The organism is Polaribacter butkevichii, assembly GCF_038024105.1.
Classification (GTDB): Bacteria; Bacteroidota; Bacteroidia; order Flavobacteriales; family Flavobacteriaceae; genus Polaribacter; species Polaribacter butkevichii.
The window spans coordinates 3,088,216-3,109,829 of record NZ_CP150661.1; the positions used below are offsets into that span (position 1 = coordinate 3,088,216).

At 31.1% G+C, this 21,614-nt stretch carries 9 protein-coding genes; 3 read left to right on the plus strand and 6 right to left on the minus strand.

The window, feature by feature from the left end; genetic code table 11:
- The first annotated feature begins 71 nt into the window (after window positions 1–71).
- The 3 genes from WG951_RS13040 (at window position 72) to WG951_RS13050 (ending at window position 8,097) form a co-directional block, all read left to right on the plus strand.
- Window positions 72–3,437, plus strand: coding sequence for a T9SS type A sorting domain-containing protein (locus tag WG951_RS13040; protein ID WP_105047400.1), 3,366 nt, complete (start codon window positions 72–74; stop codon window positions 3,435–3,437).
- 141 nt (window positions 3,438–3,578) lie between these two features.
- Window positions 3,579–7,022, plus strand: a complete 3,444-nt coding sequence (locus WG951_RS13045) for a glycosyl hydrolase (protein ID WP_105047401.1) — start codon at window positions 3,579–3,581, stop codon at window positions 7,020–7,022.
- A gap of 184 nt (window positions 7,023–7,206) precedes the next feature.
- Window positions 7,207–8,097: a T9SS type A sorting domain-containing protein gene (locus tag WG951_RS13050; RefSeq protein WP_105047402.1), complete on the plus strand. Its 891-nt coding sequence runs from the start codon at window positions 7,207–7,209 to the stop codon at window positions 8,095–8,097.
- A gap of 528 nt (window positions 8,098–8,625) precedes the next feature.
- On the opposite strand, the gene WG951_RS13055 is transcribed toward WG951_RS13050, so the two are convergent.
- The 6 genes from WG951_RS13055 to WG951_RS13080 form a co-directional block, all read right to left on the minus strand.
- Entirely contained in the window at window positions 8,626–9,624 is a 999-nt protein-coding gene (locus WG951_RS13055) for a PorP/SprF family type IX secretion system membrane protein (RefSeq protein ID WP_105047403.1), read from the minus strand.
- A gap of 1 nt (window position 9,625) precedes the next feature.
- Window positions 9,626–14,635: a PKD domain-containing protein gene (locus WG951_RS13060; RefSeq protein WP_170062845.1), complete on the minus strand. Its 5,010-nt coding sequence runs from the start codon at window positions 14,633–14,635 to the stop codon at window positions 9,626–9,628.
- Between the two features lie 442 nt (window positions 14,636–15,077).
- Window positions 15,078–15,998, minus strand: a complete 921-nt coding sequence (locus tag WG951_RS13065) for a YeiH family protein (RefSeq protein ID WP_105047405.1) — start codon at window positions 15,996–15,998, stop codon at window positions 15,078–15,080.
- 75 nt (window positions 15,999–16,073) lie between these two features.
- Window positions 16,074–16,958, minus strand: a complete 885-nt coding sequence (locus WG951_RS13070; protein WP_105047406.1) for a LysR family transcriptional regulator — start codon at window positions 16,956–16,958, stop codon at window positions 16,074–16,076.
- Between the two features lie 198 nt (window positions 16,959–17,156).
- Window positions 17,157–17,321 carry a hypothetical protein gene (locus tag WG951_RS13075; RefSeq protein ID WP_170062846.1) on the minus strand — a complete coding sequence of 55 codons (165 nt, stop codon included), beginning with the start codon at window positions 17,319–17,321 and terminating at the stop codon, window positions 17,157–17,159.
- Between the two features lie 15 nt (window positions 17,322–17,336).
- Entirely contained in the window at window positions 17,337–21,380 is a 4,044-nt protein-coding gene (locus tag WG951_RS13080; RefSeq protein WP_105047407.1) for a T9SS type A sorting domain-containing protein, read from the minus strand.
- Window positions 21,381–21,614: the final 234 nt, after the last annotated feature.

Here is a 21,614-nt window from a genome sequence, read left to right on the forward strand (position 1 = left end):
GTTTGTGTATAATACATACTACAAATACGCTAAAAAAGTATAGTGTATATTATGTTCTAAACAATTTTAAAATGATAAAAAAGGTACTTTTATTTTCAGTAATATTTTTTTTTACAATTTCTTCGAGTGCACAGGTAGAAATCTTTAAGCAAGATTTTAATGAATCTACAGTACGTGCAGACTATACTAGTGATAACCCGAGTTCTAGTCAGTTTACAAAAATTAGCAACAGTTCTTCAGTTTTATCAAGTATAACAAACGGAGCTTTACGTTTTACTAAAACAGGAAGTTCTTCTGCTTATTTTTATAGAAATATTAACACAGATCTTACACAAGAACCAACTTTAATGAAAATGAAGTTTGATTTTGCTGTTGCAGGTCAAAATGAAGACCATCCAGATGATAGAAGGGCTATGTCTTTTTATTTTGGTCCTAGTTTTGCAAGAGTTGGTACTTCAATAGCAGATGTTCATAGTAGATTTGGGTTAGGGATTAGTGAAACTACAGGAAGTTTTTTTTTACAAGTATTAGATAATGGTAGTGCCAAATCAGTAGATTTTTCTGGCAAACAAACCATTACCTTTATGGTTAATAATAGTGGTAGTACACAAACATATTTAGCACCAGATAATTCTACAGAAAGTATTGCAGATGATACTTGGGAAATTTGGGTAGGTACAACAAAAGTATTTAATGATATTGCTTCTAGAAATAAAGATTTAAGTTTAGGTAGTTTTAAATTACAATACAATTCTTTTTTACCAAAAGGAATTTTAGATTTTGATAATTTTGAATTTATAGATTTATTAAATCAAGAAATTGTTAAAACACAATCATTAGAACATCCGCACATTTTAGTAAGTAATGCTGATAAACAAAAAATATTAGACAATATTGCTTATTATGATTGGGCTAGTAGTATGTTTAATCAACTAATGGAAAGACAATCTTTGTACGAAGAAATTCATGTTTCCGACCCTAAGTTTATATTAAAATCGATACCAGGTATACCAGGTGATAGAAGTACACATAGAACTATTTTAAACAGAGCAGTAGAATGTGGTATTATTTATTATTTAACAGGTAATGAAGGTTATGCGCAATTATCTGCAGATATTTTACATCATTATGTAAAAATGATTAGTGTACAAGATCCTTTAAACTTTAAGTTTTATTCAAGTAGTTTTAATCATTTAATTCAAACTAGAGAGCATTTTCCACGTGTAGGAATTGCTTATGATTTTATTCATTCTTTTATTTCTAAAGAAACTACTACTGTTTTTGATTATGAAACAGAAACACGTATTCCTTTTAATTTTGATACATCTCAAAAAGCCTTTGAGGTAATGGCAGAAAATGTTTTAAAAGTTGGGGGTACAAACTCAAACCATCCTGTTTTAGAATTAACGGGTGCTTTATACAATGTAATGTGTATGGAAGATGATGCTACGAGAGAGCGTTATTTTCAAAGACTTTGGAATGGAGATTCTAATCAAAACGGAATTACATGGATGTTAAACCACTTTACCAAAGAAGAAAGTATGTGGCCAGAAGCTGTAGGGTATAGTAAATTTACACACGCTATTGTTTTGAAAGTTATGAATGTTTTAGACAGATATAAACCAGAACTAAAAATAATAGAGAATAATTTAAACCTATTAGACGGTATTTTTATTTTTGATAATTTTTATTATCCAAATGGGTCTACTATTGCCTACGGAGATATAGGTAGAACGTTTACAGGTGATAACCATGTTTATAGAAACGTACTTGCTATGGGAGATCGTTTAGGGTTGGCAGCATATAAAGAAAAAGCTGCAATTACTCTTAAAAAACGATACAATGATGAAGGTGGTTACAAACCTGTTATAGAAACTCAATCTTTAGAATGGAATAACCCACTGCAATTATTATGGGGTGTAAATATAGATGATGCAGTAGTTAGTACAGGTACACCTTTATATAATACAGTTACTGCAAAATATGCAGGTATGGTTATGCAACGTAATTTTGTAGAGGAAAATAATGTAGATAATGGTTTAATGTATTATACCGGTGGTGGTAGTTATGTGCATGCACATGCTACAGGTTTAGATATGGAACTTTATGGAGCAGGTTATATTATGGGACCAGATTATGGTAATGATGATTATGGTAGCGATATTCATGAAACTTATGCCGTTTCTCATGCAGCACACAATACAGTTATTGTAAATGGAGCTACTAAAAGAGGTGTTTCTAGTTCTGGTACTTGGTTAAATATTGTAGATCCTATTGTTTTAGAAGCAAGTGAGCCAGAGGCATATGCGAATCCAATTTCAGATAACTTTGGGTTTTCAACTCAATTTTTAGAAGATCGTAATAATAATTTAGATCAACAACGTACAAATAGTATTGTTAGAACAAGTGCTACAACTGGTTATTATGTAGATGTATTTAGATCTATTTCTAAAGATGTAAATAACTATCACGATTACCTTTTTCATGGTTTGGGAGATGTAATGCAAATGAAAACCGGAGAAATTGCACTTAATTTAACAGCTACACCAGAAAGATATAATAATGATTTAGGTGATAGTAGAAAACAACCGGGATGGAGATGGTATACAGATGCAAAAACATCTCAATTAACAGCCGATGCTATTTCAGCGAGATTCGATTTACAATTTGATAACAAATATTTACACGTAAATGTTCCTGGAGGAATCGAAAAGGAGTACTCATCCGCTTTAGCGCCTGCAACTAAATATGTTAGAAATGGATATTCTAATAAAAAGACGCAAATGTTTATGATGCGTAAATATGGTGAAGCATGGAATAAACCCTTTGTAACAATATATGAACCTTCTAGTAGTGCCATAAGTAGTGTTAAGTCTACGTCTAATATTATTAATAATAATAAAGTTGTTGGTGTAAAAGTTATATCTGAAGTTAATGGACAAAAAATAACAGATTTTATTCTAACGAATGATAGCGAAGAAGCAATTCAATTAAGCGATTTAAATATAGCCTTTACAGGTAGATTTGGAATTGTACGTACCATAGAAAAAGCGACAAATACAGATGTTTCATTATATATTGGTAAAGGAAGTCAGCTTACTTTTTTAGATGAAACAATTACTGGTGACGCATCTGGAAAAGCATTTTTAGAATACACATTAGATTATACATTATCAACCTTAGATTTTAACAATTTAGAGAAACGTGTTACTGTATTTCCTAATCCGTCGGAAGGATTATTTGAAATAAATTTACCTTTAAATGTTAAAAATATAAAATTACAAGTTTATAATATTCAAGGGCAATTAGTAGTTTCTAAAAAACAACCTGTAAACGGAGGTAATGCTAAATTAGATATTAGAAATCAAGCAAAAGGAATCTATTTTGTTAAAGTAAATTTAGAGACTCCTGTTTTTATTAAAGTAATTAAAAAGTAATTTATAAATATATTTTTATATAATAAATTCATCCCCCCATGGCATAGCTTTTGGGGGGATTTTTTTAGATTAAAAGGGATGTTAATTCATGAAATGAAATAAATTATTTATTTTTAGTAAATTATTTATAAATTATTTTAAATGAAAAATCTCTTTTTTTTATTATACTTAATACTATTTATACAATGTAAATCTACCGAAAATGATTTAACGGAAGATTTTAAAACGTTAAGTGATGGTTTTGTTTCTCCAGTTAAACAATATCGACCGGAAACATGGTTTCATATCAACGGAAACAATATTAGTAAAGTAGGCCTTACTAAAGATTTAGAAGCAATAAAATCTGCAGGATTGCAAGGAATTCAGCTCTTTAATAAAAGCGGAAGACCATATCCTGAGGTGAATCAAATAAAAATTTTATCTCCCGAATGGGAAGATATGATTCGTCATGCAGCAGAAGAATGTAAACGTCTTGGTTTAAAATTTACAATGCAAAATTGTCCTGGTTGGTCTATGACAGGAGGTCCTTGGGTACCTGTAGAAGAAGCACAGCGCGAAGTGGTTGAATCTGTGTATCATGTATCCGGAGGGAAAAAATATAATGAAATTCTAAAATTAGATTCATTATATAAAACATCAGATTATAATTATAAAGATATTCAAGTTTTAGCTTTTCCTACTCCAGAAGGAGATCATTTAGACCCTTTTAATCCATCAGAAGTTGAAAGTAATAATCAAGTTATTCCTTGGGTAGATATTTTTAACCCCAACTCAAAACTTATAGTTACTCGTAAAAGTACTCAATTAGATAAACCTTTAAAAGAGTATAGAGCTCAGGGAATTTCTAAAATAAACAATGAGGATACTTGGGTTAAAACTAAGTTTGATACAGTGGTAACACTGCGTTCTATTATTTTTCCGCAATCTAGACATATGATTATGGGAACAGAATATCCTAAGATAGATGTTGCTGTTAAAGTTGAAGCCTTAATTAATGATGAATTTAGAGAAATAACAACTGTTAACGTACCCGATGCGAATTGGAATGATAGAAGAAAGTACTTAACCTTAGCAATTCCAGAAACTACCGCTAAGGTGTTTAAATTTACTTTTAAAGGAAATCATACTATTGCTCCAGAAACTATACGTTTAAGCGCTAAACCTCAAAACCATAATTTTGAAGCCAAAGCAGCCAAAGTATTAAGGCGTTTGGAAAAAGATGTACACTATAAATATGCAGAAAATACTATTGTAAAAAGGAATTCTATTATTAATCTAACTGATAAAATGACTTCTGATGGAAAACTAACTTGGAGTATTCCAAAAGGAAATTGGACGGTAGTTCGTTTTGGTCATATCAATATGCGATTAACCAATAAACCTGCAGTTCCAGAAGCAACGGGTTGGGAGTCTAGCAAATTAGATAAAAAAGCCATAGAAAATCATCTTAAAAAAGGGATGATAGGAAATTTAATTAAAGATGGAGGTCCAATAGGAAACGGAAAATTACAAGGCTTGTTAATAGATAGTTGGGAAAGTCATGTACCCACTTGGACCATGAATTCCGATGATATGTTTAAGGAATTTAAACACAGAAGAGGTTATGATTTGGTAAAATATCTGCCCGCAACTATGGGGTATATTGTAGATAGCCCAGAAGTAACAACTAAATTTTTACGAGATCTACGTCAAACAATGGATGATTTATTTATCGAAAATTTCTTTGAACATTTTGCAACTATCGCTCATGAAATGGGAGCAGAGGTATATACCGAAGGTGCCGGAGGAGAAGTTTTACCTATAGACCCTATGCGTTATTATGGAGTAAGTGATATTCCAATGACAGAGTTTTGGTACCCTAAAGCACCGTCTAATCAAAACGAATTTGCCAAACCTATTCTATCAGCAGCTTCAGCTACGCACTTATACAATAAGCCTGTTTTAGCAGCAGAAGCTTGTACGCAAGTTGGGGTAAAATGGAATGAACACCCATTTAGTGTAAAGTATTTAATAGATTATAATTTTACAAAAGGAGTAAATCATTTGGTTTTTCATACGTTTTCTCATACACCTCAAACCAACGTCTATCCCGGGTCTAGTTTTGGAGGTAATATAGGGTTTCCTTTTGTTAGAGCGCAAACTTGGTGGAAATACATGCCAGATTGGATTGATTATTTAACTCGTAATCAATATGTATTACAGCAAGGAGAATTTGCAGCTGATGTACTTTGGTATTATGGCGATCATTTTGAGCGTCCGCCTTTTGATTTAAATGATTTTCCAAAAGGCTATAAATATGATTATTTAAATGAAGAAATATTACAGCAAAAATTAACTGTTAAAAACGAGAAAATTAATGTTAAAGATGCTGGAGATTATCGTGTTATTCTTTTAAGAGATTCTAAAAATATGCTATTGTCTACAGCCAAGAAACTAAAAGAGTTAGTATTAAATGGAGCTGTAATTGTGGGGGATAAACCTACAGATTCCCCTAGTTTAATGGATGATGAAAATGATGTACAAACGCTATTAGCAATTTCTAATGAATTATGGGGAAATGCTAAAAGTGGAGTAAAAAAAGTAGGGAAAGGAAAAGTATATTGGGGTACATCTATAGAAGAAGTGTTAAAAAATGAAACTATTATGCCAGATGTAATAGTTCCACAAAATGCCGATGTACAATGGATTCATCGTAAAACCGATGCTGCTGATATTTATTTTGTGTCTACTAAGAGTGAAAAACCGACAGATGTATCAATAAGCTTTAGAGTTAAAAATGCTTATCCTCAATTTTGGGATGCTTTTACAGGAAAACAATATGATGCCACTGTTTGGAACAAAACAAAAGATAGAATTAATGTGGCTGTATCTTTTGATGCTAGCGGAAGTGCAATTGTTGTTTTTCCTAAAGGAAATAAAACGCCGTATGCAACAAAAGTGGAATTTGAAGGGGAACCGGTATTAAGTTCAGAAATTGGTTGGTATCGTACCCATAAAAATGATGATTTAGTTCGTGTTAAAATAGAAAACAAGAAGATAAAAGCATCTACATCTGGAGTTTACAAAGTTTATAATACAGAAGGAGTCTCATCAATAAAAGTTGATGTAAAAGAAATTTCTATTCAGAATAATTGGAAGGTGGCTTTTGAACCAGGATGGGATACTCCAGAGTCGGTTAAGGTTTCTCAATTAAAATCACTTACAGAGTTTGATAACAAAGCCATACAACACTATTCAGGAACAGTTACTTATACTAAAGAAATAGAAATTGATGATCTTGAAAAAAATACGATTCTAGATTTAGGGCACGTAGCCAATATAGCTGAATTGTGGTGCAACGGCAAAAAAGTAGGTACACGTTGGGCTCCACCATATAAATTTGAGATAGGTAATGTACTTAAAAAGGGAAAAAATAAAATTGAAATAAAAGTAACCAACACGTGGCGAAATCAATTAATTTATGATAATACCCGTGCCAAAGGCAAAAAGAAAACATGGACAACAAGCCCTCCTAAAAAAGAAGAAACTGAATTAGATATTTCTGGTTTAGTAGGGCCTGTTAAATATATAGCGTTTTCTTATTAAAATTGTAAAAAAAAGAGAGAGTTAATTATTTGATGCATAGTGCTTAATATTTAAAGGTGATTAGTTTTATTTAAAAATTAACACAGGGCAAAACAGGACAAGAATTATAATGTTGAGGTTTAGCTTTGTGTATATCCAAAATATGTATTTGGAAATTTTAAACTTTTAACTAAAATATTATATTATGCAAAAAATTACATTTAAAAACATTGTCTTTTTATTGTCTTGCTTTGTTGCCTTTCAAGTATCTGCTCAAGAAAGTTTTCCTGGAGAAGGTAATTATAGAATACAACTTTTAACGGAAGGTTTGTATCCTACAATTCCTAGTACTTATAATACAAATAAAGATGGCAATAACCCAGATAGTATTCCTTTAGAAGAATTGGCAGATACAGATAATTCTCAAATATTTACTTTTAAAGAAGCAGGAGGCTTCTTTTCATTTGCAGGAGAAGCGTATAGAACGTACACCATTGCAAGTGCTCAATTATCTCCTCTAACCTATTTGCACTTAAGAAATGCAGAATATACAGGTTCTGGAAGTAGAATGACTTTGCGTGAACTTGATGATCCACAGATGCCAAAGGTAGAACATAGAACTTTTATAGTAATACCAAGAGCATTACCAGATGAAGAAGGAGGAGATACTTATTTTCAAATTAGATCTATTGTTACTCCAGATGATGACGGTTCTGGAGAAATAACTGGTTATAATAACAATAATGTATATATGGTATCTACAAATGGACGTGATTTTGTAAACCACGCAGGTCCTTATAATGCTACTTCTAGATGGTTGTTAGAACCAGCTACAGTTGTATTAAGTACTAAAACCGTAGGTTTTGAAACCGTTGCTATTTCAAACCCTGTAAAAGACCAATTAACAATTAAAGGTTTAAGTGCAGCTATTAAAGATATTAGTGTTTATAATTTACTAGGTAATCAAGTTATAACAAGCAAAGTGAATGGAAAATCTTTAGTAGAGATAAATTTAAACACACTTGCAAGCGGTGTTTATATTGTTAAGTTAAGTGGTGACAATGCTACTTTTAGTAAAAAAATAATTAAGGAGTAACTTTTATATAATTTATTTTTAAAAAAAGCGCTATCATGTTAAATTGATAGTGTTTTTTTATGATTTTTTTTAAAGTTTAGTTCACTTTTTCAAGTATCAATAATTAATACTATTCGTTTTTTAGGGTGTTTTTTTGTTGTGTGTAAGATGTTATTGATATAAAAAAGAAGCTGTTTTTTTTGTTTTTATGATTTTTTCTTCTGATTAAAGCACTAGATTACGGATTACCGTAGTCTTTTTTTGTTTTATACCAATAAATTTGAAAAACAATTTTAAAGATTTTCCTTTGGATATAATTTATAATGTTAATAATACTGTAGAATAGAGAAATGAATAAAAATTATTTCTTATTTAAATAACTTTAATGCAACTTCATTTAATATAATTGGTTTTTTAAAAATAGTGTTGGGGGGCAGTATTTACAATAGCTACATTATTTTATTTGAGGTTGTTTCTTTTTATCAACTAAATTAATTAGCATACCTTTTTTATAGAAGAGAATAAATAGTATTAATATTTTTTATCGAATTAAAAGAAAGGAACACATTTATATCTGTTAAGTGCTCTAATGTTAATTTCAAAATCATAAGAAATAGAAAACTCGTGAATACCACCTGTATTTACTAGTTTAGAAGTACTAAAATCGTACGAGTAACCAAAACGAAACCCTTGCCATCTAACTCCAGCAAAAGTACTAATAGAACTTAAAGAAGAAGCATTGTTTTCAATTTTCATTGGTGAGGTGGTTGCTGTCATACCAAAAGAAAATTGATCATCAAAAACATATTGTGCACCTAAATCTAATCTATTAAACTTGCCTTGCATCATAAAGTTAGATAATAGATAAATTTTACTTTTTTTTGCAAACCAGGTGTTATAATTTTCTAAAAGGGGTAAATAATATTTTGCATGTACAGACCAAAATACATCTAAAGGAGCATTACCTCTATCAGTTAAAGAAATATTGGGTTTGTTTAAATGTTTTACGGTTAAGCCAAACCAAGAATCATCGTTATTAAATAAAATAGAAGAACTAAAATCGAAGAAATTTCGTTGTTCTCTTAGCAATGCCGGATCAAAGGTAGAGGTGTTTATAATATTGTTATTTAAATTAATTTGATCTTCTAGTAATAGGTTCTGAAATCCGTAATTTTTCATTCCGAAACCTGTAGAAATACTAGGTCTAAAATACCAAGTATCACTAATTTGAAAAGCCATTGCATAGTTTAAATTTACTTGATTAAAAGTATACGAAGAGGCGCTTTCTGTTTGGTTTAAGAAACTTACTCCAATTCCGGTTTTAAAGCCTTCGAACCAAGTATCAAAAAAAGCATAATTAGAATTTGTTTTAAAGGCACTATTTCTCCATTGAGATCTAAATACAGCACCTGCTTTGGTGCTTCTAATAGCTCCTGTAAACGAAGAATTTAATGTTTCTGGGACCAAGAATCCTTGCGAGAATATAACGTCTTGGGTGTATGTTTGTGTACTAACTAAAACAAAAAGTAGGAGTATAATTTTCTTCATCTTATTTTATAAGTGTTATAGGTGTTGATGATGTAATTTCTGTATTGTAAAAAGTAAGCCCTTTAACAAGCATTATGTAATTACCATTTTCTGCGAGTTTTCCTTTTACTGTTCCGTCCCATCCTTTTAGTTCTAGGTTGATGTCTTTTTCATAATAAATTGCAATTCCCCAAGTATTATAAATAGTCATTTCTATTTCTATTAAGCCTCTATAAGAAGGTCTAATAGTTTCATTATAGCCATCGTTATTAGGTGTAAATGCTGTTGGATTGACTAAAAGATATCCTTTGGTAATATTTAAAACTCGTTCTTGAATTACTGTACAACCTGGTTCAAAATCTGCTTTTAAGGTAACTGTAAAAGTACCTACTTTATCATACGTATGTATTGGATTTTCATCTCTTACAATTGGACTTCCATCTCCAAAATCCCAAGATAAATTTGTGTAGTTTCCTGTAGATAAATTGGTAAATTGTATGGGGTCTTGCATGGAGAGTAGATTATACTCGTTTAATGTAAAAGAGTTGTAATTAAAATCGATATTTCCTATTGATGGTAAGTCTATTAAAACAGATTTACTTTCTGTACAACCTTTAGCATCTGTAATGGTTAGGGTGTAAGATCCATTCTGATCAGTAGTCATAATACTGTTCTCTAAGGCAGAAACAGAACCATCAGACCAAGTATAGGTGTAAGGTAAAAATCCTCCGGTAACCTTTGCTGTGGTTGTTTGACTTACCGTTTTTAGGTCGCAATCTGGTGTTACGGTTTCTTCAAAGTTGATGCTTAGTGGCGTTTGTCTAAAAATGTTAAAGTATTCTGTGGTACTACAGCCGTTAGTATCTGTAATTTCTACAGAATAATCTCCAGCAGAAAGGTTTGTTACATCTTCAGTAGTTTCTCCGTTACTCCATAAAAAAGTATAAGGTGCAACTCCTCCAGCAACATCTAAATCAATGCTTCCCATACCAATTAGATTACAATCTGTATCGTCTATAACCGTACTAGAAATAGCAATTGCAGGAGGGTCTATGATGGTAAAAGTTCTTTGTATTGGACAATTAGCAGGGTTGTTGTCTGTAATATGAACGGTATAGGTACCACCAGAAAGATTATTTCTTTGAATTCCTGCAGTTGCATCATCGTCCCAAGTTACTGTAATAGGAGCGATACCACCATTAATATTTAAAGAAATAGCTCCTTTATCTCCATTACAAATAGGGTTTGTAACGGTAGCATTTGCATTAAAATTAGGTTGTGTTATAATTATGGTTTCTTCTTTTGTACAATTATTGGCATCTGTAATGGTTGCTATATAAGTGCCAGCATCTAAATTAGAGAGTGAGAATCCGTTGGCTAAATGATTCCATGATATTGAATATGGAGGTTGTCCTCCACTTGGATTTACTGTAATTTCTCCATAATTTACACCCATACAAGGGTCAATATCTGTTTTTGTAACGGCTATCATTATTTCTGTAGATAGTTCATTAATGGTAAAAGATTCGTTTGTAGAACAACCTAGGTTATCCGTAACAGTTACGTTATATGTTCCGGATGTTAAATTGTTTTGGTCTTCTGCATTTGCAACCAATCCACTTCCATCAGTTGTTGTCCAATTATAAGAATAAGGAGCTGTTCCTCCTGTAATATTAATGTCTATAGCTCCTGTTGAATCACCAAAACAAGAAGCAATATCTTGTTTTGAATCTGCTATTTCTAGCCCTTTTATAGGTTGAGAAAGTGTAAAACTTGTTGAGGTAGTACAATTATTTACATCAATGATTTCTAAGTTATAGGTTCCTGCAGTTAATGTATTTTGGTCTTCTGAGTTTAAAACAATTCCACTTCCGTCTGTAGTTGTCCAGTTATAAGTATAGGGCGCTGTGCCTCCAGAAACACTAACATTAATAGTACCATCATTTCCATTAAAACAAGAAATATTTTTTTCTAGATCTGTGGTAATTTTTATAGCTTCTGGTTGTTTTACAGTATATGTTTTAGGGTCTGAAGTTCCGTATTGGTCTTCAACAATTAATGTATAATCTCCTGCTTTTAGATTTGTAATTGTTGTTGTATTAGCTGTAAATCCGTTAGGACCTGTCCAAGAAATGTTATAAGCATTTCCTGTAGTAAAAGGAACTCCACCAGAAATAGTAACTTCTATTTTACCATCATTAGACTCAAAACAAGTATTATCTGTAATTATTGGATTAGAGCTAATATTAGAGGTAATAATAACCTTTAGTGTAAAAGGAATGCCAGTACATGTTGCAGTATTTATAGGCGTTATGGTATAGGTAACTGTTACGTTGGCTGTAATGGTATTGTTTAAAGTCTGACTAATTTTGTCTTGTGGTGTGTTTGCTGCAGAAGCACCTGTAATAGCACCAGAAGGACTAAAAGTAGGGGTAGACCAAGTATATTTTGTATTTGTAGGCACTGTATTGCTTGTTATAATACTTGGATCAAAATTAAATGTATCTCCACTAGAAATACTAATTTCGGCATCAGCAATTGCTGGTGTTTCATTTACAGTTACACTTGCAATATTAGTTGTTAAAGTAGAAGAGCAAATACCAGGAGGAAAAGTAATTTTTGCATAATAATAAATTATACCTGTATTTGTAACTGTTGGGATATATAGTTTTGAAGTTGCCCCATTAATTATATTTCCGCCAGTAGTTGTATTGGAAGTATTAGAATACCATTGTATGTTTCCTGCTCCGTTATTGTAGTTAACTTCTAAATTAGTAGGAGCGTCTCCTAAACAAATAGCATAAGAAGTAGGTTGTGTTGTAATTTCTTGAGATGGATTTACTGTTACAGTAAAATTTACAGGTGTCCCTTCGCAGGGACCTAATTTAGGAACCGCTGTATAAGTTACGGTGCCTGCACTATTTCCTGAGTTTGTTAGTTTTTCAGCAGGAATTTTGTTTGAAGTTCCACTAGCTGTAAAACCAGAAATATTTGAATTGCTTGCTATTGCTGACCAAGAAAATGTGGTTCTAGGGTCATCAGCCATTAATGTAATTTCTGAAGAGGTCTGTGTAGAGCAAATTTCTTGTGTTAAGACTGTGTTTGTAATTACAGGTATTTCATAAACTTCAAAAGTTTTATTAATTGCTGTAACGGTTCCACAAGCACTATTTATTTTTAACGTTACTGTATAAACTCCAGGAGTTGCGTAAGTAATGTCTCCAGGGATTAAGCTGGTGGCACTTGCAGGAGAACCTCCTGTAAAAGTCCAATTGTAAGTTATTTCACTAGCATCGCTGGTACAGTTTTCTATAGTTGCCGTTGGGGCAATCGTTGTATTTACACAAATATCAGCAATGTCGTTTATATTTACGGTAGGTGGTTTTTTTACATCAATAATTTTTGTAGCTTTTTCTTTGCCACAAGTGGTTGTAATTTCTTGTGTTAGTGTATATTTTCCAGGAGTTTTGAAATTAAATTGTGGATTTTCAGAAGTTTCATTTGTACCATTTAGAAATTCCCAATCAGCAGTAATGCCACAATTATCTGCAACATAATTTACCGTCCATAAATAGGTTGGTAAAACGTTACATACATTAGAAGTATCTGTCTTGTTTGTTGCAGAAATTTTTAAAGGAATACATCCTTCTTCGTTATCTACAATAAAAAGTGGAGTCATTTTTGGTATTATACATATTTCTTTCTCATATTCATTAGAACCACATGTGCTAGTAACTTTTAAAGTAACCATGTATTTGCCTGGAGAAGTATAAGTATGGGGTACGTTTGTTTTGCTAGTTCTGTTTACTATTGGTGTACCATCACCAAAATCCCAAGAAAAATTAGCAGTGCTAGAGCAGCCAATTCCATCACCAACAATTGTTGTATTTTTAAATGAAATAGAAGTATCAACACAACCTAATTCATCAGCATCAAATTTAGCTTCCGAAGTTTCTAAAACAGAAATATTAGAGATTGAGAAATCTGTAGAATCACAGGCATTTTTTACGGTTAGTACAGCTGTAAATTTTCCATCTGGTAGAGAGCAACTCCCTGTTGTATATGCATGAGTTACAGGGTAAGTAGTTGAGTTTTCTGGATTTGTAGGATTGTAAGAAGGTGAGTTTTTTAAAGTATTATGTGTAAAAGTTTCTACTGTTCCATCTCCAAAATCTACAATATATTCTGTGTCGTCTGAGTTTTCTCCCCAATTAGTAATTCCAAATTCTAATTCAGCAGTTGGGGCACATAAATTACTAGTACTCCCAGGGCTTTCAAAACCACCACCTGGGTTAGAGGCATTACTTACTTGATATATTTTTTCGTTTAAACAACCATTAGTTCCCGTTGTTGTTATTTTCATTTGATAACCACCTACTTTGGTGTATGTATGTGTTATAGGAAATGTAGCGTTGGGTACGCCAGATGTACCATCTCCCCAATCTATAGAGATGTTTGTAATACAGGCATCTGCGTTAATTTTATCTACTGTTATTTTATATTCTGCACTTGTAGAAGAAGTATTGCCACAATTATTAAAATTATTTAAAGCTAAATCTATAAATTCTACACCCGGCTTTTCAATTACAGAAACTTTTTGTGGAGTAGATTCAAAAATACCTGTATCATCTGTAACAGTTAGTTTAACTTCAAACTCTCTAAGAGTAATAGCACAACCAAGAGCTTCAAAAATATGGATAGGGTTTTCTTCATCAGAAGTAATACCATCACCAAAATCCCAACTATACGTTAGGTCTCCTGTTGCTCCAGATACATCGCTTGTAAATTGTATTTCTTCACCAGAACAAGCATTATTATTTGTAAACGTAAAACTAACTGTTGGTGCTACTGTTGGTTTAATAGTGTTTTTAGTACTGCCATAAACGGTTGCAGGTACGTTTGCTAAAAAGTCAACTAGTTTAGTATTGCTTAAATCTGCATAGGTATTTAATAGTACACCACAAATCAATAAAAAAGAGATGTAGTAAATTTTCCTTTTGTGATTAAAGGACAATGGTTTTTTAATTTTCATGCTTGTTTGGTTAAATTCACACATTAAAATCTATAAAATTCGATAAAAAAATAGATAAAATCTATTGTAAGGAGGGATTGCAATTTTTTCTTAAAGGGGTCAAATATAGTAAAATCTATGAATTAACCTTTTTAAAATGAATCCTTTTATTGGTTTTTTTTGTTTTCTTTTTTTTGAAACCTATTTAACTGTATTTTAGTTTGTTAAGTTGTTCTTTTAATTGATTTTAAAATTGATTATAAATTAGTTTTATTTGTCTATTGTTTAAGTTTTATAAATTGATTGAGAAATAGAATGTTGTAAAGTTTTATATTTTTTATCCTAAATAATAGTAGTGAATTTACCTTTTTAGGATATGTTTTGTAAATTTCTATATTTATTAAATTGTTAAAACATTATTATTAAATAAGTAAACAATAATGTTTGCTGATGCTATTTTTTTCTAATAGGTAATATATATAAGTGAAAAAATAGAGATAAATATCCACAGACTTAAAGCCAATAGTATGGGGTTTATTCCTGTTGATTTTAAATCTTGCGTAGAAATTGTTGCTCCCACTAAAAATAAGGTTACTACTAATATTCTTTTAGAGTAGAATACAATTTCATTGGTTACTGTAAAAGGAATTATGTGATAGCTGTTTATAAAAATAGCGAGTACAAAAAGTAAAATAAAATACGGAATTTTAATTTTATCACCTTTTGTTTTAAACAAAAACATTGATAAAATAGATAAAGGAATAATCCAAAGTGTTCTAGATAGTTTAACGGTGGTAGCAATTCTTAGCGCATCATCACCATAACTTAAAGCAGCACCAACAACAGAACTCGTATCGTGTATGGCTATTGCACACCATAAACCGAATTGTTCTTGACTTAAATGTAAAAAATGACCTATTGCAGGAAAAACAAACAAGGCTACAGAATTTAATAAGAAAACTACGCCTAAAGCAACACTTATTGGCTTACTGTCTGCTTTTATTACTGGCGCAATGGCAGCAATGGCGCTTCCTCCGCAAATAGAAGTTCCTGAAGTAATTAAATGCCCTAGTTTTTTATCAATTTTAAATAATTTAGTTAATAACAGCCCTAAACTTACTGTTAAGATAATTGAGAGAAAAGTTAGGCTAAAGGCTTGTTTACTTGTTGTTAATGTTTCTTTAATTAGCATTCCAAAGCCCAAACCTATAACCGCTACTTTTAAAAGGAGGTGAATTGCTTTATAACTTTTTGTTTTAAAGGGGTTTTTAAAAATGATAGCAAATACAAAACCTAGTAATAAAGCTGTTGGGCTATTTATTGATCCAAAGAAAGTGATTATAATAATTAAGAGGAAGATAGTTTTAGGTACTGTAGTTTTCATATCATTACTAATTGTTGATACAAAACTAGGTACTAAGAATAACTATTAAGCAAATTAAATTATTGTTTGATATAACTAAATGTTATGGTTGTTTAAAGTGTACTTTTCAAAGTAATTCATTAAGTTAGATTGATATCCTGTTCTTGATACAAAATAAAACCATCGTTCTATAGATAAATCCTTTACATCAATTATTTTAAGTTTATTATTCATTAAATCATCTGAAATAGCATGAATGGAGATAAAAGCAAAGTTGTCAGAATTTAAAAGATAGTTTTTAATGGCTTCTGTGCTGTTTAAAGTTACAACGGTATTTAGTTTTTTAATTTGATGTTTGTCTAAATGCTCAAATACAATTTCTCTTGTTCCAGAGCCCATTTCTCGCATAATAAATGGCACTTCTTGCAGTGTTTCTAGATTGATAATTCCTTTTTTAAAAGTATTGTTTTTAGTATTGGTAACCAAAACAATTTCATCCTTTACAAACTTATTAAATTGTAGTTTTCGGTTGGTGTTTTTACCTTCTATAATTCCGAAATTTAGTTTTTGGTTTAAGATAAGTTCTTCAATATCATCAGAATTTCCGGCAGTAATTTCGAATTTTGTTTTTGGAAATTGTACTCTAAATTTTGCAATTATTTTTGGCATTATATAATTTGCCAACGTTGTGCTAACACCAAAGTTTATTAAATCTGGATAGGTTTCATTTTTATGCAAAAATTGATTTTCCATTTCGGCATAAATTTCTAAAATTTTATTAGTGTAAATTAAAAAAGCCTTTCCTTCATTTGTTAATTCTATGGAGTTTCTTTTTCTTAAAAATAAGGTGGTTTTATAGGTTTCTTCTAAATTTCGAATAGATTTAGAAATGGCAGGCTGAGAGATAAATAATTGTTCTGCAGCTTTTGTAAAACTTAGATGGTTTGCAACCGTTTTAAAAATAAGAAGTTTTGTTTTCATTAACTATTTTAGGTCTAAAAATAAGCACTAACCAATAATTTTATTGGGTGTTTTAGGGTCTAAAGATACGTGTAATCTTATTTTATAGGATGCTTTTATTGTAGTTTTTACAGGTAAGTTGTTATCAATATTTTTTTTAGAATGGTATGTTGCAAAAAAAACTCGATACTAAATTTAGTATCGAGTTTTAAATTTATTTTAGAAATTTGCTCCGGGAGATTCTGGAACAGAGGAAGCTTGCGCTTTTTGAGGGCTTAAGATCATGTAAGTACCTAAAGCTGTTAAAGCAGCGTATTTACCATATTTACCTATTTCTTTTAAAGCTTCTTTTCTATCTATTTTTTTATTGTCTTTAATATTCATGATGATGATTAATAGTTAGTTTATAATTATTTTTTTAGAAACCGATTTTCCTTCAGAAGTAACTTTTACAAGATATACTCCTCTAGAAAAACCATTTAAATCTACGGGACTAAATTTGTTAGAAGTTTGGTTTTGATTAAAAATACGTTTACCGTTAATGTCAAATAAATCAATTTTTAGATGACCAGTTGTTCCGTTAATTTGTAATAAATTATTTGTATTATAAATTTCAATTTTTGTTACATCACTTGTAGCAACACTTAATACTTTTGTAGAAAAGTGTGCGTAAAAACGACCAAAACCACTTGTATCACTAGCTAAAGTTAATGTGTAGTTTTTAGTTTCACTTAACTCGTAAGTATTACCGGTTTCTTTGTCTTCTAAAAAGATTTTCATTCCATCAGGTAAATTACTATTTAATGCAGAAAAAGTAATTTTTTCGTTGGCTTTACCTTTTAGATTTAAAGGAATCACTTGGTTTTCATAATCATCACTTGGTATAGATTGAAGTGTATAATCTTTATTAGAAGAGTTGTCTAATAATTTTGTTGTTAAATCAAATTCTGAAGAATTAAAATTGATAATATCTTTTCCAGCATCAAAACCTATTGTTGCTTCTTTAGAAAATATAATATCTGTATTTACCTTTAATTGTCCATTTGAAATAAATAATTTAACATAAGGTTTTGTTTCAGAACTTTTATTAAAAACAGAGTTCCCTGTAAGTGATGATTTGGTGCCTATATATTGATTATTAAAAGCAACCATTTCATCAGTACCAGAAGCTTTCATTTTTATAAAAAATCCTTGACCAGGAGCTAATACTTTAGCTTCAATAGATTCATCTGAATATGAAACATATTTACCTTGGTTATTGTCCCAAACATACACAGAAGGTGCGTCAGATGCTAGTTTAGAGGTGTTTTCTGTTACAAAATCTCCAGAAGTTCCCTTGTTTGCTGGGTAATAGGCTGTAAAAGGATTACCTACTGCCACCCATTTATCATGCGTAGCATTTACGTTTAAAGAGCTTGTTTGTATGGTACCTGTAAAGTTGACTTCCCCATCGGTATTTCTAGATATAGAGTATCCAGCACCTTTTTCAAACTCTACGTCTGTAGCAACGTTTACGTCAAAATATTCCCATTTTTCACCAGTTGCATTTGCGTCATTATATTTAGCAATTGCAAATCTATTTGGATCAGTACCTGTATTTGTGTTTTTTCTGATGTCGTTATCAACTTTTTCAGCAAAATCTTTTATAGCTTGTCCTGCAACAGGAGGAGTAACAAGACTCCATTTTGATGCTAATAAACCACCTCTAACATAAGTAATATTACCTGTACTGTTTCCTTTTACAATTAAGGTTCCACTATCCGTTGCATCAGAATAGATATTTACACCACTATTTGCAGAATTAGAATCAAAATTATTTTCAATGGTTAAATCGGCATTTTTTTCAATATATAAAAAACCATTATCGGCAATTTCTACAGATTTTGCAACTGCACCGTTAAAATCTAATGTTACTTCTTCGCCTGCTTTTATAAAAACATCATCTGTAGTTGTAGGTAAAGTTTTACCTTCCCAACTAGTTACGTCTGACCAATATACGTTTTCAGGAGTGGTGTTGTCAAAGTATTTTTGATCATCATATACCCACATTCCTCTACCAAAAGTACCTATATAAACGTTTCCATTATTTTTGCTAACTTTAATGTCAGTAACTATAACGTTTGGTAAACCTGTGCCTAGTTTTTTCCAACTTGTTGTACTATTGTCTGTATAGTATAAGCCTAACTCTGTAGCTACGTATATAGTTTCATTATTTTTATTAGGATCTAAAATAATTTTTTTCATAATGATGTTATCCATATCACCACTAATATTGGTCCAAGTATCACCATTATTTGTACTTTTATAGACTTTATTACCAGCACTGTAACTAGAGGCTGTTGCGTAAACTACGTTTGTATTTGGTACTGCATATACACTGTTTATTTTTACACCAGCAGGACTTGCTATTGTAGTCCAATTAACACCATCGTCTATACTTCTTCTAAGTGTAGACTCATCAGAGATGTTTCCAATTGCAAAGATTCTAATAACCGAATTGTTAAGAGAAACATCTAAAAAAGAAGTTTGTGTTAATCCCGAGTTAAGCGCTGTAAAAGTATCAGAAACTCCGGCATTATATTCAAGGTCAACACTACCTCCTTTATCTGTAGATTTTTTTACATCTCCATGACCTACATAAACAATATTTGCATTTGTTGGGTGCAAGGCGAGAGGTGAAATAAATTCTGCATTTGCTGCATCAGACCTAAGAATTTTGATAGCAGAATCATACCCATTTGCATATCCATTATTAGTTCTATTTAATTGGCCACTTGTACCTCCTAAATATCTAATAGTAGGATCTACAATATCTATAGCTGTTCCTGTTCCATCACCTGCTACAGCGGCAACCCATTGCTGCTTTCCGTCTTTCCATACTTTAGAAAAACCATCATTATCTTGGTTTGCCATCATGTAATCGTCGCCATTTAAACCATGTGTGATGGCAATATTATAGATTTGCGTAATAATTAACCCACTAGAAATGTCTGGAAAATCTTCATCAGAAGTTGGTGAAAAAGATCCCATTCTAAGACCTGCATCATTTCCGTTAATAATATGAGAATCATCGGTAAATAATAAAAAGTGATGATCTGCATGTACATGAATTTGACCACTAGGTAGTGGATTAGAATATGCATTTAAAATAGGAGTAAAATTATCTCCGTTATCTGTAGATTTCCATCCTTGTACACCACCCACCATTAAGTTGTTTGCGTTTGTAGGCGAAATAGCGATACATTGTATGTATCCATCTTGAGAATTAAATGGGGTAGGTGTGCCATTAATATCTGCTGTTACATCTGTAGATTTAATTAAATCTGCAGCATCTTCCGTAAAGGCAAAACGATATTTTTGAAAAGTACCATCTTGATTTATTCCGTAAAAATGATCATTATCTGCGGGTGTTGCAGTAATTCTTAATATTTTTTGATTGTTACCACCTTGATAAACATCATGTAGTTTAAAACTGTTACCACCATTAGTTGAGTAATAAATACCACCATAATAATCTGAAACAACTATTTTATTTCCATCATTTGGGTCAAAAACCATTGATTGGAATTTTTCTTGAAATGGACTAAAAGTATAGCTAACAGGAATATTTGACCAATTAGCTGCACTATCTGTAGATCTTTTAATTTCCTCATTTGTTAAAGCAAAGATAGTTGTAGAAACTATTGCTCCAGCAGGAGTTCTTCCAAAAGAAATATCTCTAATGTATTCGTTTTGAGATAATGAAAAAGTAAGACCCGTTGGTGCCCAAGTTTCTCCGGCATCTGTAGATTTAAATAAACCAATAGAACTAATGTAAGAACTATCTCTATCTCCCGTTGCCATATATAAAATATCTGTATTATTTGGGTCTAATAAGATATCTGTAACTCCCAAACCTGCTAAATGATCTGTTTTTGGAGTCCAAGTAGCACCAGCATCTGTAGTTTTCCATAATCCACCAGAAGTTGTACCGATATACATTATATCAGAATTTCCTGGGTCTACAACCACAACATCAACTCTACCTGGGCCTGGGTAATCAAAATTACCGTTTTTATTTACAATGGCAGTTGGACCTATTTGTGTCCAAGGTTTTGTAGTAGAAGAAGATCTAGCTTGTGTTTTGGTGTTGTTTTCTAATAAGTTTAAGTATTCTTCTTTATTAACTTGTTTTTGTGGAAAAGTTCCATCTGGGTTTATTCTATCTTTCCAAATCCAAACCCAACGTTCAAATAATTTCTTTTCTTTTTTGTCTAAAATAGTTTCTACACTTTTCGAATGTAATTTTTTATTTATAAATTGTTGCCTAGTCTTTTTTACTATTTCGTAAAAATTACTATTTTCCTTTAGTGCTTCTTTTTTATAATTTATTGTTTGCGCATTTAATTGTGCGCAAACAAAAAGCAATAATGTAAAATAAACGATGTGTAATAATTTTTTCATGTTCTTTTTATATTGAGAATGTGTTATATACAAATGTATTATTTTTTTAAATTCAAAGACTATTGTAGAAATAAATAGCACTACGCATAAACTACTCAATTAATATTTTTCTTTTACTAGCCTGTGTTTATGACTTTTTTTTAAAATTAAAAAGAGGTGTATGTTTTAAACGGGAATGTTATAAGTAATTATAGCTTGTCTTTTATTTTTGCTTTTGTATTTTTGTTTTAGTGT

Excerpts from the sequence above, each read along its gene's own strand:
- WG951_RS13040 (WP_105047400.1), top strand. The coding sequence starts at position 72 with ATGATAAAAAAGGTACTTTTATTTTCAGTAATATTTTTTTTTACAATT.
- WG951_RS13045 (WP_105047401.1), top strand. The coding sequence starts at position 3,579 with ATGAAAAATCTCTTTTTTTTATTATACTTAATACTATTTATACAATGT.
- WG951_RS13050 (WP_105047402.1), top strand. The coding sequence starts at position 7,207 with ATGCAAAAAATTACATTTAAAAACATTGTCTTTTTATTGTCTTGCTTT.
- WG951_RS13055 (WP_105047403.1), bottom strand. The coding sequence starts at position 9,624 with ATGAAGAAAATTATACTCCTACTTTTTGTTTTAGTTAGTACACAAACA.
- WG951_RS13060 (WP_170062845.1), bottom strand. The coding sequence starts at position 14,635 with ATGAAAATTAAAAAACCATTGTCCTTTAATCACAAAAGGAAAATTTAC.
- WG951_RS13065 (WP_105047405.1), bottom strand. The coding sequence starts at position 15,998 with ATGAAAACTACAGTACCTAAAACTATCTTCCTCTTAATTATTATAATC.
- WG951_RS13070 (WP_105047406.1), bottom strand. The coding sequence starts at position 16,958 with ATGAAAACAAAACTTCTTATTTTTAAAACGGTTGCAAACCATCTAAGT.
- WG951_RS13075 (WP_170062846.1), bottom strand. The coding sequence starts at position 17,321 with ATGAATATTAAAGACAATAAAAAAATAGATAGAAAAGAAGCTTTAAAA.
- WG951_RS13080 (WP_105047407.1), bottom strand. The coding sequence starts at position 21,380 with ATGAAAAAATTATTACACATCGTTTATTTTACATTATTGCTTTTTGTT.